This window comes from Mycolicibacterium phocaicum (assembly GCF_010731115.1).
GTDB lineage: Bacteria > Actinomycetota > Actinomycetes > Mycobacteriales > Mycobacteriaceae > Mycobacterium > Mycobacterium phocaicum.
Window position 1 is genome coordinate 1,093,941 of record NZ_AP022616.1, and the last position, 12,276, is coordinate 1,106,216.

General features: G+C 67.7%; 13 protein-coding genes. 9 read left to right on the forward strand and 4 right to left on the reverse strand.

The window, feature by feature from the left end; genetic code table 11:
- Nucleotides 1-55 precede the first annotated feature (55 nt).
- Nucleotides 56-520 (forward strand): MPT63 family protein, encoded by a 465-nt coding sequence (locus G6N46_RS05225; RefSeq protein ID WP_138249095.1) that lies wholly within the window; start codon nt 56-58, stop codon nt 518-520.
- Between the two features lie 33 nt (nt 521-553).
- Nucleotides 554-1,054, forward strand: coding sequence for an SRPBCC family protein (locus tag G6N46_RS05230; protein WP_138249094.1), 501 nt, complete (start codon nt 554-556; stop codon nt 1,052-1,054).
- Here the strand turns inward: G6N46_RS05230 and G6N46_RS05235 are convergent.
- On the reverse strand, nt 1,042-2,532 hold the full coding sequence (locus tag G6N46_RS05235) for a carboxylesterase/lipase family protein (protein ID WP_235688632.1): 1,491 nt from the start codon (nt 2,530-2,532) through the stop codon (nt 1,042-1,044). The two genes, G6N46_RS05230 and G6N46_RS05235, sit on opposite strands and share 13 nt — an antisense overlap.
- A 62-nt stretch (nt 2,533-2,594) precedes the next feature.
- Here G6N46_RS05235 and ypfJ point away from each other — a divergent pair, with 62 nt between their 5' ends.
- Nucleotides 2,595-3,485 (forward strand): KPN_02809 family neutral zinc metallopeptidase, encoded by an 891-nt coding sequence (ypfJ, locus tag G6N46_RS05240; RefSeq protein ID WP_133426703.1) that lies wholly within the window; start codon nt 2,595-2,597, stop codon nt 3,483-3,485.
- Here ypfJ and G6N46_RS05245 read toward each other — a convergent pair.
- Entirely contained in the window at nt 3,482-4,750 is a 1,269-nt protein-coding gene (locus G6N46_RS05245) for an HNH endonuclease (protein ID WP_133426704.1), read from the reverse strand. The genes ypfJ and G6N46_RS05245 overlap by 4 nt on opposite strands.
- 97 nt (nt 4,751-4,847) lie before the next feature.
- Between G6N46_RS05245 and G6N46_RS05250 the strand changes: the two genes are divergently transcribed.
- From G6N46_RS05250 to G6N46_RS05275, 6 genes are read left to right on the forward strand one after another with little or no spacing between them, the layout of a single operon-like run.
- Nucleotides 4,848-5,447 (forward strand): TetR/AcrR family transcriptional regulator, encoded by a 600-nt coding sequence (locus G6N46_RS05250; protein WP_064859017.1) that lies wholly within the window; start codon nt 4,848-4,850, stop codon nt 5,445-5,447.
- Complete coding sequence (locus G6N46_RS05255) at nt 5,444-7,006, forward strand: flavin-containing monooxygenase (protein ID WP_133426705.1); 1,563 nt, start codon at nt 5,444-5,446, stop codon at nt 7,004-7,006. Before G6N46_RS05250 ends, G6N46_RS05255 begins: the two co-directional genes overlap by 4 nt.
- Nucleotides 7,003-7,824, forward strand: coding sequence for a mycofactocin-coupled SDR family oxidoreductase (locus tag G6N46_RS05260; RefSeq protein WP_061000429.1), 822 nt, complete (start codon nt 7,003-7,005; stop codon nt 7,822-7,824). The genes G6N46_RS05255 and G6N46_RS05260 overlap by 4 nt, the downstream gene beginning before the upstream one ends.
- 19 nt (nt 7,825-7,843) lie before the next feature.
- The gene (locus G6N46_RS05265) at nt 7,844-8,461 is read left to right on the forward strand and encodes a TetR/AcrR family transcriptional regulator (protein WP_133426707.1); all 618 of its coding nucleotides are present in this window, start codon (nt 7,844-7,846) and stop codon (nt 8,459-8,461) included.
- Nucleotides 8,462-8,509: 48 nt separating this feature from the next.
- A complete protein-coding gene (locus G6N46_RS05270) occupies nt 8,510-9,490 on the forward strand; it encodes an Acg family FMN-binding oxidoreductase (RefSeq protein ID WP_133426708.1) in 981 nt (326 codons plus the stop codon).
- A 21-nt stretch (nt 9,491-9,511) separates the two neighbouring features.
- Nucleotides 9,512-10,516 carry a zinc-binding alcohol dehydrogenase family protein gene (locus G6N46_RS05275; protein ID WP_133426709.1) on the forward strand — a complete coding sequence of 335 codons (1,005 nt, stop codon included), beginning with the start codon at nt 9,512-9,514 and terminating at the stop codon, nt 10,514-10,516.
- Nucleotide 10,517: 1 nt separating this feature from the next.
- Here the strand turns inward: G6N46_RS05275 and G6N46_RS05280 are convergent, their stop codons facing one another.
- Both G6N46_RS05280 and G6N46_RS05285 read right to left on the reverse strand, forming a co-directional pair.
- On the reverse strand, nt 10,518-11,543 hold the full coding sequence (locus G6N46_RS05280; protein ID WP_138249092.1) for an Rv2578c family radical SAM protein: 1,026 nt from the start codon (nt 11,541-11,543) through the stop codon (nt 10,518-10,520).
- A 31-nt stretch (nt 11,544-11,574) separates the two neighbouring features.
- Nucleotides 11,575-12,237 carry a PAS and ANTAR domain-containing protein gene (locus tag G6N46_RS05285; protein WP_133426711.1) on the reverse strand — a complete coding sequence of 221 codons (663 nt, stop codon included), beginning with the start codon at nt 12,235-12,237 and terminating at the stop codon, nt 11,575-11,577.
- Nucleotides 12,238-12,276 lie beyond the last annotated feature (39 nt).

Genomic DNA, 12,276 nt, shown 5'->3' on the forward strand with positions numbered 1-12,276 from the left:
CAGTGGTAATCCGTAATTGACAGGGTCAGATGAAAACCGTTTCGAGGAGGCAGAAGTGAAGGTCACCGGAACAGCTGTTGCGGTTCTCTCGGTCATCGGCATCGCCAGCGCGCCGATCGCGTCGGCCGGTTATCCACTCGTCGGCAAGCTGGGTAGCGCCATGACCATGACGGACAGCGTCGGTCAGGTCCAGCTGAGCTGGCAGGTCTCCGACCTCAAGCCGAGCTCCGATGTCATGCCGGGCTACCGGGTCGCCGGAAAGCTCTGGGAGGCCACCGCCACCGTCCGCGCCCTGAGCGGCCCGGTTACCCCGGGCATTTCGCAGTTCAACGCCGTCGCACCGAACCAGGCGGCGTACCGCGTGCTGTGGATGGTCGCGAGCCCGGTCAACATCAGCGGTGCGACCATCCCACAAGGCGGGCAATCGACCGGAAAGATCCACTTCGACGTCACCGGCCCCGCCCCCACGACCGTGACGATGAACAACGGCATGGAAGACCTGATGGTCTGGACACCGTGAACCCGTAGACACCCTGTTCTAGGGTGTCTACTCATGAAGACCTACCAGTGCGAGCCCGTCGGGGTCGACTTCATCGACAGCGCACCGTTCCGCTTTGTCAGCAAAGTCGATCTGGCGATCAAGCCGGAGCAGTTGTTCGAGGTCTTCTCGGATGAGACCTCCTGGCCGCGCTGGGCGACGCTGATCACCGACGTGGAGTGGACCAGCCCGAAACCGTACGGCGTCGGCACCACCCGCACGGTGACCATGCGCGGCCACATCGTCGGCGATGAGGAGTTCATCGGCTGGGAACCCTTCTCCTACATGGCGTTCCGGTTCAACACCAGCACCTCGAACATGCTGTCGGCCTTCGCTGAGGGGTACACCGTCGAGGAAACCGCCGACGGTTGTCACCTGACGTGGGTCATGGCGATGAAGCCCAAGGGCCTCGCCGGCGAGCTGGGCATGCGGGCGGGCCGCCCGATGATGGCGTGGCTTTTCCAGCGGTTCCTGCACAATCTGCGCCGCTATACCGACGAGCGTTACGGCGCGTAGAGCCCTTCCCACACCTCGCGGCGGGCCTGGTCCGGGTCGTCGATGGTTTCGTCACGCATCGAGCCGATGACCCGCGTGGCCCGACGGTCGGTGTCGTAGGTCGGCCAATTGGCCAGCGCCGCAGTCGCGAAATCCAGCCAGGTGCGCTGCATACGCCGGCCGACCGACGGCTGCACCTGACGCCCGAGCGGATGCAACATCCGGCCGAGGTACGAACCGTAGCTGTGCTGGATGTGCACGATCTCGCTGCCATGCGTGGCACCGAGGCCCAGCACCTTCAGCGTCCAGGTCGTGTGGTCGAACCGGTAGACGTGCGTCGGCGCGTGGCCGCTGTAGGCGTCCGCGAAGGCCCACGTCGGGGCGCCGAACATGACGTCGGAGCCGATAGCGATCAGCGCCCGGCGCCGCGGGTAGCTCGGATAGGCCTGCAGCACAGCGTCTTTGGCGTCGGGTGCGATACGCGCGAAGTAGTCGTCGACCATGGGCACGGTGGTGGGCAGCATCGGCGGCCTGCCCCAGGCGAACATCGACGCCTCGCGGCTGTTGGTCCCGACGATCAACGGCACCTTGGCCACGGCCCCGGCCCGGGCGGCGAGCACCGGATGCGCGGGCAACAGCTCGACGCCATAGGTCAGCCCGTACGCCAGTTTGGGACTGCTGGCCGCGCTCTCCCCCTGCAGCTGACCGGCGGCGCGGCGCAGCTGACGCTGCGGCAGGGCGACGATCTCGTCGATGGGGACGTCCAGGCGGCGCACGAATTCGTGCGCCTGGCGGGCCCGGGTCTCGCGGTCGGCGATGAGCGGAAGCGCCGGACTCTGCGCGATGGCCCGGCCGAACAGTCCGTCGGCCGCCGGACTTGCCAGCAGCGCCAGCACGGATGTCGCGCCGGCGGACTCACCGAAGACGGTGACCTGCTCGGGGTCGCCGCCGAACGCGGCGATGTTGTCGCGCACCCACTGCAGTGCCGCGATCTGGTCCCGCAGACACAGGTTGTCGTCGAACCCCGGGCCGAGGTCGCCGAGTTCGAAACCGCCGAAGACACCGAGCCGGTAGGTGACGTTGACGACCACCACGTTGCCGTTGGCCGCCAGCCGGGACCCGTTGTACAGCTGCAACTGACCGGCGCCGAACACGAAGGCGCCGCCGGGAATCCACACCATCACCGGCAGTGCGCCCGTCACATCGGGTGACCACACCGTCACGGTGAGGCAGGCCTCGTCGCGCATCTTGGGGTCGTCGCGGCCGCCGCCGACGAACGACTTGCCCTGCGGCGGGATGGGTCCGTGATCGATGGCGTCGCGAATGCCGGACCACGGGATCAGCGGCTGCGGTGCGCGGAACCGCAACGGCCCGACGGGCTGCTCGGCGTAACCGACGCCACGCCAGACGTGCACACTGCCCTCGGTGGTGCCTCTGAGGGCGCCGGCGACGGTGTGAACGATGGTCGAACGGTCGATGGTTTCGGGCTGGACGGCCACACCGGAAATCCTAGTGTGGAAAGCTGACATCCAGTCGTATTCGAGGCCCGGACGGAGCGGTGATGTCCTTCAACGAAGGTATGCAGATCGACACGAGCAACACGTCGACCAGCGGGGGCGGTGGTTTCGGCGGTCGCGGGATGGCGATCGGCGGCGGCATGGGTGGCTTGGTGATCGTGGTGGTCGCCATGTTCCTCGGTGTGGATCCCAGTTCGATCCTCGGCAACCAGAACCAGGCACCTCAGTCCAGCCAGGGGTCCAGCGCCTACGACCTGAGCAAGTGCAAGACCGGCGCGGACGCCAACAAATACCTCGAGTGCCGCATCGTGGCCACCGGCAACTCGGTGGACGGCGTGTGGTCACAGCTGTTGAAGGGCTACACGCCGCCGAAGATTCGGCTGTTCCGCGGGCAGGTCAACACCGCGTGCGGCCCGGCCGACACCTCGGTCGGCCCGTTCTACTGCCCAGGCGACAAGGTCGCCTACTTCGACACCAGCTTCTTCCAGACCCTGGTCGACGAATTCGGTTCCAGCGGCGGCCCTTTGGCACAGGAGTACGTGGTGGCCCACGAGTTCGGTCACCACGTGCAGAACCTGCTCGGCGACATCGGCAAGGCGCAGCGCGGGCCGAAGGGCGCCGAGGGCAACAGCGTGCGCACCGAGCTGCAGGCCGACTGCTACGCCGGCGTGTGGGCGCACTACGCGTCGACGGTGAAGCAGAAGAGCACCGGCGTGCCGTTCCTGCAGCCGTTGAGCGACAAGGACATTGCCGACGCGCTGTCGGCGGCATCGTCGGTCGGTGACGATCACATCCAGAAGCAGGCCACCGGACGCGTCAACCCGGAGTCGTGGACGCACGGCTCGTCGGCCGAGCGGCAGAAGTGGTTCACCACCGGTTATCAGACCGGCGACCCCAAGCAGTGCGACACGTACAACGCGCAGGACCTCGGCTAGGCCGCAGGATTGATCCGCGCGATGTGGACATCGCGGGTGAAGATGCGCAAGCCGTCGGGTGTCGGTGGCGCCGTCGAGGTGTACACCGCGCCCGATGGCGTGGTCAGCGCGATGGTGTGCCGGCCGTACCGGTCATAACTCGCCGCCGCCTGCCAACCCGGTTCTTCCTTGACGTAATTGCAGTGCTCGCACAGCCCGTCGCCGTTGTGTGAGCTCGTCGGCCCCCGCTTGGCATGCGGCGTGACGTGGTCGGTGTGCCGAATCCGCGCATTGCAGTACGGGGTCCGGCAAATCTGGTCCCGCAACCCGATGAACGTCGCGAGCGCCTTCGGAAACGCCCGCGCCTTCGACTCCATCGCGACGAGCTTGTTGGTGCCCGGCTGGGCGTAGAGGCGCCGCAATGCCGCCCCCACCGTCGCATCGGCCGCCGCGGCCAGCACCAGATCCCGGGCCAGCACCGCCGGAATCGGCCCATAGCCGTCCAACTGCGCGGGCTGCTCACCCCCGGTCAGCAGCGTCTCATCCGACATCACCAGGTTCAGTGTCACCGGCACCGGTGTCGTGACCGGATCACGACCCGTGACCCGCTCCACCACCACATCGGCCATCACCTGCGCGCGGCTGCGCTCCGAGCCCGCCGCCACCGCCGACGCCGCCTCACGAGCCAGCGTCTGGCGCACCAACTGACCTTGGGCCGCCGGCATCAGCACCGTCATCGACATCATGCCGTCAGCGGCCACCCGGAACCGCACATGCCGCGCGGACCGCGCCCGCCTCATCTTCTCCACCACGGTCTGCTGATCCAGCTCATAGGCGATCCGCGCGGCCTCCGCCGATACCTCGGCGTTCCCCAACCCCGCCAGCGGGCCCGGATCCCCACACAATTCGGCATCCAGCAGCCGGCGATCCAACACCGACAGGCACGCCGCCTCTTTGGTGATCAGCTCGGCCCGGTGCTCGGAGAGCACACCCGACTCCAACGCGGCCAGCGTGCACGGCATGTCCGCGACCAGGATGCGGGCCATCGCCATCAACCGCTCACCCCGATGCGGGGACTCGCGCCGCGCCAAACCGATCTCCGAACCCAGCGCGGCCCGCGACACCCGCGGCCCACCCGTCTTCGCCGCCGCCACCCGCCGGGCCTCCAACGCCACCGCAATCCGAGCCTGCTCGGCCGCCGCACGCGCCTTGACCCGCTCGAGCTCCGCCATGCGACCCAGCGACGCCGCCTCGCCGGCGTCGGGGTCCACCAAAGCTTCGCTCATACGTTCGAATGTACACCGCGCCCCCGACACGCGCCACCACCGAAATCGATTTCCCGAATCGCTGACCACATTGAACAAATTTCGTTAATGTGTGCAAATGCCCGCCAAGCCGCCGACGCCGCGCACCATCTCGCCGGCCCTACTCGAAGCCACCGCGGAGACGCTCCATCGTTTGGGCCCAAGGCAATTCAGCCTCACCGCGGTGGCCGAAGCCGCCGGCGTCTCGCGTGGCACCGTCTACAACGCGCTGGGCGGTCGTGACCACGCCATCAGCGTCGCGCTGGACCATCTGGCCTCGAGGTTCGTCGACGGCATGGCCGCCGAGATCGACAAACAGTCCACGCTGGCCGACCAGGTGGCCGCCGCCGCCGTCCTGATCTGCACGCACCGGCAGAGTTCACCCTCGGCGCCACAGAAGGGCATCAACGAGGGCATCGTCGTCCTGCTGTTGCGCAACATCGGCGAAGACCTCATGAAGCGCGCCGTCGAACTCTGGAAGCCGCGCGTCAAGGCCGCGCAGCGCGACGGTGAGATCGGCGCCGGCGTCGACCCGGCGCGCGCCGGCGAATGGATCGTCCGGGTGCTGCTGAGCTTCGAACTGCTCCCGCCCATCGGCGTCAACCTCGACAATCCCCGCGCCATCCGGCGCTTCGTCACCGACCACATCATCAATGGACTCAACGGAGAGGCACCATGACCACACCCGACCACGAAGTGGTCATCATCGGCGCCGGGCCGGGCGGCATCGCCTCGGCCCACCTGCTGCAGCAGAAAGGGATTCACGACTTCGTCATCGTCGACCGGGGCGACGACTTCGGTGGCACCTGGCGTGACAACCACTATCCGGGGCTCGCCGTCGACATCCCGTCGCTGTGGTACCAGCTGTCGTTCGCGCCCAACCCCGACTGGTCCCGGTTCTTCGCGCCGGGGCCCGAGATCTACGCCTACCTGCGCGACACCGCCGACAAGCTGGGCCTGCGACCGCACCTGCGTGCGGGTGCCGAGGTGCTGCGCCAGCAGTGGGACGACGACGCCGGCCTGTGGCGGCTGTCGATTCGCAACCAGCCCGACGTGACGGCCCGGTTCCTGATCAGCTCGGTCGGCGGATACGTCAACGCCAAGAACGTCATCGACATCGACGGCATCGAGGATTTCGAGGGCACCATCCTGCGTCCCAACGACTGGGACGACGACTACGACGTGCGCGGCAAGCGCGTCGCGGTGATCGGCACCGGCTCCAGCGGAGTGCAGATCACCGGGGCATTGTCCGGGGTCGCCGCCAATCTCGATGTGTACCAACGCACTCCGGCCTGGGTACTGCCCAAGGTCGACTTCGACATCCCGCCGTGGCTGCGGCGGCTGCTCAGAGTGCCCGGTGTCGTCAGCGCGGCCAACATCTTCGGACGGCTGCTGATGGACGTCGCCATGGTCGTGCCGATCGTCCACGTCTTCTCCCGGCTGCCCCGCTCGGTGCTGACCAGGCTCATGCCGCTGTACGACGGCAACAGCCGCAACCTCTACCGGTTGCTGCTGCGGTCGACAGTGCAGGACCCGGCGACCCGCAAGGCGCTGTTGCCCCGCTACGGCATCATGGCCAAACGGCCGGTGATCTCCAGCGATTTCCTGCCGGCCCTGAACCACCCCGACACACACCTCATCACCACACCCATCGAACGGATCACCCGCGACGGGATCCGCACGGCCGACGGCGTGGACCACCCGGCCGACCTGCTGGTCGCCGCCACGGGCTACGAGCTGTGGACCGACCCGGAAACCTACCGGCCCGGAACCATCATGGGCGCAGGCGGGTTCGACCTCGCCGAGTACTACCGCGCCCACGGCCTGCACGCCTACGCCGGCACGGCCCACCCCCGGTTGCCCAACCGCTGGGAGATCGTCGGCCCGCTCGGGTTCGTCGGGTTCGCCTGGATGGACTACGTGGAAACCGTTGCCGCCCATGCGGTTCGGATCATTGCAGAAGCCCGGGGCCGCGCCGGCGCCCCAGTCGTCGCGGTGACGGGCGACGCGTTCCACAAGTGGAACGCCCTGATGGACCGCCGCGGCCGGACCGCGCACACCTACTACACCCGCAAATCGGCGCTACGCACCTATTTCGTCAACTCCCAGCACGAAACGCCGTACTACCGGCCGCAGACCATCACCGGGGCAAGGGTTTTCGCGCGGCGATCGCCGCTCACCGACTACGAGTTCAGCGCCGTCCAGGCGGCCACGATGAGCGAGGAGCTCAGCGCATGACCGATCAACCGCTGGCCGGCAAGGTCGCGTTCGTCACCGGAGCCGCGCGCGGACAGGGCCGTTCGCACTGTGCCCGGCTGGCACGAGCCGGTGCCGACATCGTCGCCATCGACGCCTGCGCGCCCGTGGCGGAGGCCAACGGGTACGCGCCGGCGACTCCCGCGGATCTGGCCGAGACGGTGAACCTCGTCGAAGGTGAAGGCCGCAAGATCTACGCGAAGCAGGTCGACGTCCGGGACGCCGAAGGCCAGCAGCGCGTGGTCGCCGAGACCATCGAACAGTTCGGCCGGCTGGACATCGTGGTGGCCAACGCGGGCGTGCTGAACTGGGGGCGACTCTGGGAGATTTCCCCGCAGCAGTGGCAGGACACCCTGGACATCAACCTGACCGGCATGTGGAACACCATCCGGGCCGTGGTGCCGGCGATGATCGCGGCCGGCAACGGTGGGTCGATCATCGCCACCAGTTCGGCCGCCGGCATCAAGGCCGTGCCGGGTTGCGGGCACTACTGCGCCAGCAAGTTCGGCGTCGTGGGCATGATCAACGCGCTCGCCGTAGAGCTGGGCGAGTTCGGCATCCGCGTGAATTCGGTACACCCGTACGGCACCGACACGCCCATGGGCAACGACGTGTCCATGTACCAGGTCCTACAGGATCATCCGCAGTACATCCACAGCTTCTCCCCCGGCGCGCTGCCGACGGATTCGCTGATCAAGCCGGATCAGATCTCGGACATCGTGGTCTGGTTGGCGAGCGACGCGTCGTCGTTGGTGACGGCCGCGCAAATCCCGGCAGACAAGGGTTATCTCAAGATCTGACCGGGTAACCTCAGTCGCCATGGCGAAGTCGAACGCCGGGGTGGCAAACAACAGTCTCGACGCGCAGGCGCGCGCCACACAGTTCATGCGCTCGGCCCTCGACATCCTCGGCGAGACCGGCCGCACAGAGTTCACGGTGCTCGAGGTCGTGGAGCGGTCGAAGACGTCGTTGCGGGCCTTCTATCAGCACTTCGCCACCAAGGACGAGCTGGTGCTGGCCTTGATCGACGCGATGCTGACCGAGTTCACCACCACGTGGCAGGCCGAGGCGGCCGGGCTGAGCCCCGCCGAGGCGCTGCGGGAGCTGGTAGACCGCATCTGCGTGCCGCCCGCGTCCAGCACGCAGGACAGCATCAATCGTGGGCTGACCTTCTACCACGATCGCCTGGCCGAGACGATGCCGGACGACTACGGCCGCGTGCTGACACCGTTGCATGCGCTCATCGTCGACATCGTCGAACGCGGAATGGCCGATGGCACCTTTGCGCCCGGCCTCGACGTCGAAGCCACCGCGGCTCTCGTCATGCAGACCATCTTCGGCGCCCTACGGCTGCGCGCACTCGGACCTGGCCTCGAGCTCACCCCGATCGGCAGCGAGCGCATCTACGCGTTCTGCCTGCGCGCGTTGGAGAACTGATGACTTCCGGCCCTGTCTGAGCCGGTCCATGGCGGGCAGTGTGAACTCATGATGAAAACCGCCGTCGCACTTGGAGAAATCGAGGACGCAGTTCATTCGGCCTGTCGCGCACCGTCGTTCCACAACAGCCAGCCGTGGATCTGGGTGCTCGAATCGACCACGTTGCGGCTTTTTCTCGATCCCGACCAACTGGTGGACACCGACAGCGCCGGCCGTCAGGCACTGCTGAGCTGCGGCGCGGCCCTCGACCATCTGCGCGTGGTCATGGCGGCGCGCGGCTGGGAGATCCTGGTCGACCGCTTTCCGAATCCGAACAACCGGCACCACCTGGCCGACATCGACTTCCGGCAATCGGCCGGCATCACCGCCGCCCAGCGCAGGGACGCCGACGCCGTCGCGCGCCGGCGCTCCGACCGGCTGCCCTACGGCCCGGTCGAGAATCTGGCGGCGTTCGAGATGCTGCTGCGGCTGGCGGTGAAGGACCGCCCCACCCACGTCGATCTGATCACGCCGCAACAGCGGGTCAAATTGGCCGAAGCCTCGCATCTCGCCGAGGCGCTACGCATGTACGACACCGAGTATCACGCTGAACTGGCCTGGTGGACAGCTCCTTTCGGGGCCACCACCGGAATTCCGCACAGCGCACTGGTGTCGGCCGCCGAATCCGACCGAGTCGAGGTCGGGCGCACCTTTCCGGTGACGCATATCAGGGAACGGCGGCAGGACGTGGGCGACGATCAGGCCACCATCGTGGTGATATCGGCACTCGACGACACCCCGCGCGGCATCCTGGCGTGTGGCGAGACATTGTCGGCGGTGCTCATCGAAGCCACCGGCGCCAGCCTGGCAAGTTGCACCCTGACCCATGTGACCGAGCACCCCGCCACGCGCGCCATGATCAGTACGCTGACGGGCCATCCGCTGCCGCAGGTTCTGGTCCGGATCGGCGTCGCACCCGAATTCGACGACGTGCCGCCACCGACACCGCGCCGTCCGCTGTCGGACGTCTTCCACGTCCGGGCCGGATGACCTTCGACGTAGGCTGAGCCCATGCGCGCATGGCGGGTGCGTGAGCCCGCGCCGATCGGGCGCGGCCCGCTCGAATTCGGCTCTGTCGAGGTCCCGGCGCCCGGTGCCGGTGAAGTGCTCATCGCCGTCCGGGCGTGCGGCGTGTGTCGCACGGACCTCCACATCGCCGAGGGCGACCTGCCGGTCCACCGACCGCTCGTCATCCCCGGCCATGAGGTCGTGGGCGAGGTGGTCGCGCTCGGCGAACACACCGATGCGCAGCTCGCCGTCGGTGATCGGGTCGGGGTGGCCTGGCTCCGGCACACCTGCGGCAGCTGCCGATTCTGCCTGCGCGGCGCGGAGAACCTCTGCCCGAATTCTCGCTACACCGGCTGGGACGCCGACGGTGGCTACGCGGAATTCGTCACGGCACCAGCCGTTTACGTCCACCGGCTGCCCGCGGGCTACACCGATGCCGAACTGGCGCCGCTGCTGTGCGCCGGCATCATCGGCTACCGGTCGCTGCTTCGGGCCAACCTGCCGGCCGGTGGCCGGCTCGGCATCTACGGCTTCGGCGGCAGCGCACACATCACGGCGCAGGTGGCGCTCGCCCGCGGCGCCGAGGTGCACGTCATGACCCGCGGCGAGGCCGCCCAGCAACTCGCGCTCGATCTCGGTGCCGCCTCGGCCCAGGGCGCCACCGACCGGCCGCCCGTCGCCCTGGACGCCGCGATCCTGTTCGCCCCCGTGGGCGATCTGGTGTTGCCGGCGCTCGAGGCCCTCGATCGTGGCGGCACGCTGGCGATCGCCGGTATCCACCTCAGTGACATCCCCGCGCTGAACTACCAGCGGCACCTGTTCCAGGAACGCCAGGTGCGGTCGGTGGCATCGAACACCCGCGCCGACGCCCGGGAATTCCTCGCCTTCGCCGGCACGCATCGCATCGACGTCACCGCCCCGATCTATCCCCTGAATCAGGCGGACCGCGCCCTGGGGGATCTGGCGGCCGGACGCATCTCGGGCGCCGCGGTCCTGCAGGTCGGTTGACTCAGAACAACGCAGGCTGCACCGCCCCGGCGGACACTGCCGCCGGGGCGGTACGCATGGTGTCAAGTCTGTTGACCCGGCCGCCGAGTCCGTATCGCGCCACCAGCGGTGCCACCCGCTTGCGCAGCTGTTCGCGGTACTCCGGGCCGAGATACGCACCGCGCCCGTACAATTCGCGATATCTAAGCAGCAGCTCCGGATACGTCGAGCCCAGCCACGCCAGGAACCAGCCACGGGTCGCGCCGCGCAGATGCAGCCCGAAGACCGTCACGCCCGTGGCACCGGCGGCCGCGATCCGCGACAGCAGCGCCTCCAGGTGTGCTTCCGAGTCGGTCAGGTACGGCAGCACGGGCGCGACCATCACATGGCAGTCGAGCCCGGCCTGCGTGATGGCCGAGATGAGCTCCAAACGCGCTGCGGGCGTAGGGGTTCCGGGTTCGACCGACCGATGCAGGTCCGGGTCCAGCATCGCCAGCGACACCGCGACACTGACCCCGACCCGGGTACCCGCCTCGACGATCAGCGGCAGGTCGCGGCGCAGCAGCGTGCCCTTGGTCAGGATCGAGAACGGTGTCCCCGAATCGGTCAGTGCCGTGATGATTCCCGGCATCAGCGCGTACCGGCCCTCGGCCCGCTGGTAGGGATCGGTGTTGGTGCCCAGTGCGACCGCGTCACGCGTCCACGAGCGCCGAAAGAGCTCCCGCCGCAACACTTCCGCGACGTTCGTCTTCACCACGAGTTCACGGTCGAAATCATTTCCGGAGTCGAAGTCCAGATACTCATGTGTGGGGCGGGCGAAGCAGTACCGGCACGCGTGCGAACATCCGCGGTAGGCGTTGACGGTGTAGCGGAACGGCAGATTCGACGCCTCGGGCACCTTGTTCAGCGCCGACTTGCACAGCACCTCGTGGAACGTGATGCCGTCGAACTTGGGAACCCGGACACTGCGGACCAGCCCGAGCCGTTCAAGGCCCGGTAGGGCACCGTCCGCTTCGGCCCGCGCCACCGCCTGCCCGTCCCACCGCACACTTCATTCGAACATTTGTTCGACGCGTTTGTCAAGCCTCGGCTGGTCCGTCGATGAGCAACAGATGGTCGATCGCGGTGACGGTCTCGGGCGCCAGGCCTTCGCGGATCACCGCGTCCAGCAAGCGGGCGGCGACGGTCCGCAGCTTCATCTGCGTGGCCTGCGAACGCCATTTCAGAATCTCGAAAGCGCGGTCCGCGTCGATGCCGTAGGCGGCCATCAAGATGCCCTTGGCCTGGTCGATCACGGAGCGCGATTCCACCACCGAGGCCATGGCCACGGAGAGGTCGGACTGGATGCCGGCGGTGACGTCGATGTAGTAGCCGTGGGTGCCGGTGATCTCGCCGTCCTCGTCGGTCATCCGGTCACTGACGACCACGACCCAGTGGATTTTTCCAGCGGAATCGACGATTCGGTGCCGGCTGCTGAACAACCCACCGGTCTGCACGCGCTCGAGAATCTCGGCGACCTTGGCGCGGTCGTCCGGATGCTTGTGACTCAGCAGCAACTCGGTGGTGGGCTCGACCTCCCCCAACGCATAACCGTGCATGCGGGCCACCGCTTCAGACCACACCCAGCGCTGCTCGGCGAGATGGAACTGGAAACTGCCGACGTGTTGCGCATCGCCGCCGCTGAACACGGCAGCGACGTCCCAGGATTCGGACTCGGCGATCTCGCCGTTGGTTTCACTCATGACGTTGTGGTGGCAGGTGGCCGTAGTCATCGTAACGCG

Excerpts from the sequence above, each read along its gene's own strand:
- G6N46_RS05230 (WP_138249094.1), top strand. The coding sequence starts at position 554 with ATGAAGACCTACCAGTGCGAGCCCGTCGGGGTCGACTTCATCGACAGC.
- ypfJ (WP_133426703.1), top strand. The coding sequence starts at position 2,595 with ATGTCCTTCAACGAAGGTATGCAGATCGACACGAGCAACACGTCGACC.
- G6N46_RS05245 (WP_133426704.1), bottom strand. The coding sequence starts at position 4,750 with ATGAGCGAAGCTTTGGTGGACCCCGACGCCGGCGAGGCGGCGTCGCTG.
- G6N46_RS05250 (WP_064859017.1), top strand. The coding sequence starts at position 4,848 with ATGCCCGCCAAGCCGCCGACGCCGCGCACCATCTCGCCGGCCCTACTC.
- G6N46_RS05255 (WP_133426705.1), top strand. The coding sequence starts at position 5,444 with ATGACCACACCCGACCACGAAGTGGTCATCATCGGCGCCGGGCCGGGC.
- G6N46_RS05260 (WP_061000429.1), top strand. The coding sequence starts at position 7,003 with ATGACCGATCAACCGCTGGCCGGCAAGGTCGCGTTCGTCACCGGAGCC.
- G6N46_RS05265 (WP_133426707.1), top strand. The coding sequence starts at position 7,844 with ATGGCGAAGTCGAACGCCGGGGTGGCAAACAACAGTCTCGACGCGCAG.
- G6N46_RS05270 (WP_133426708.1), top strand. The coding sequence starts at position 8,510 with ATGATGAAAACCGCCGTCGCACTTGGAGAAATCGAGGACGCAGTTCAT.
- G6N46_RS05275 (WP_133426709.1), top strand. The coding sequence starts at position 9,512 with ATGCGCGCATGGCGGGTGCGTGAGCCCGCGCCGATCGGGCGCGGCCCG.
- G6N46_RS05285 (WP_133426711.1), bottom strand. The coding sequence starts at position 12,237 with ATGAGTGAAACCAACGGCGAGATCGCCGAGTCCGAATCCTGGGACGTC.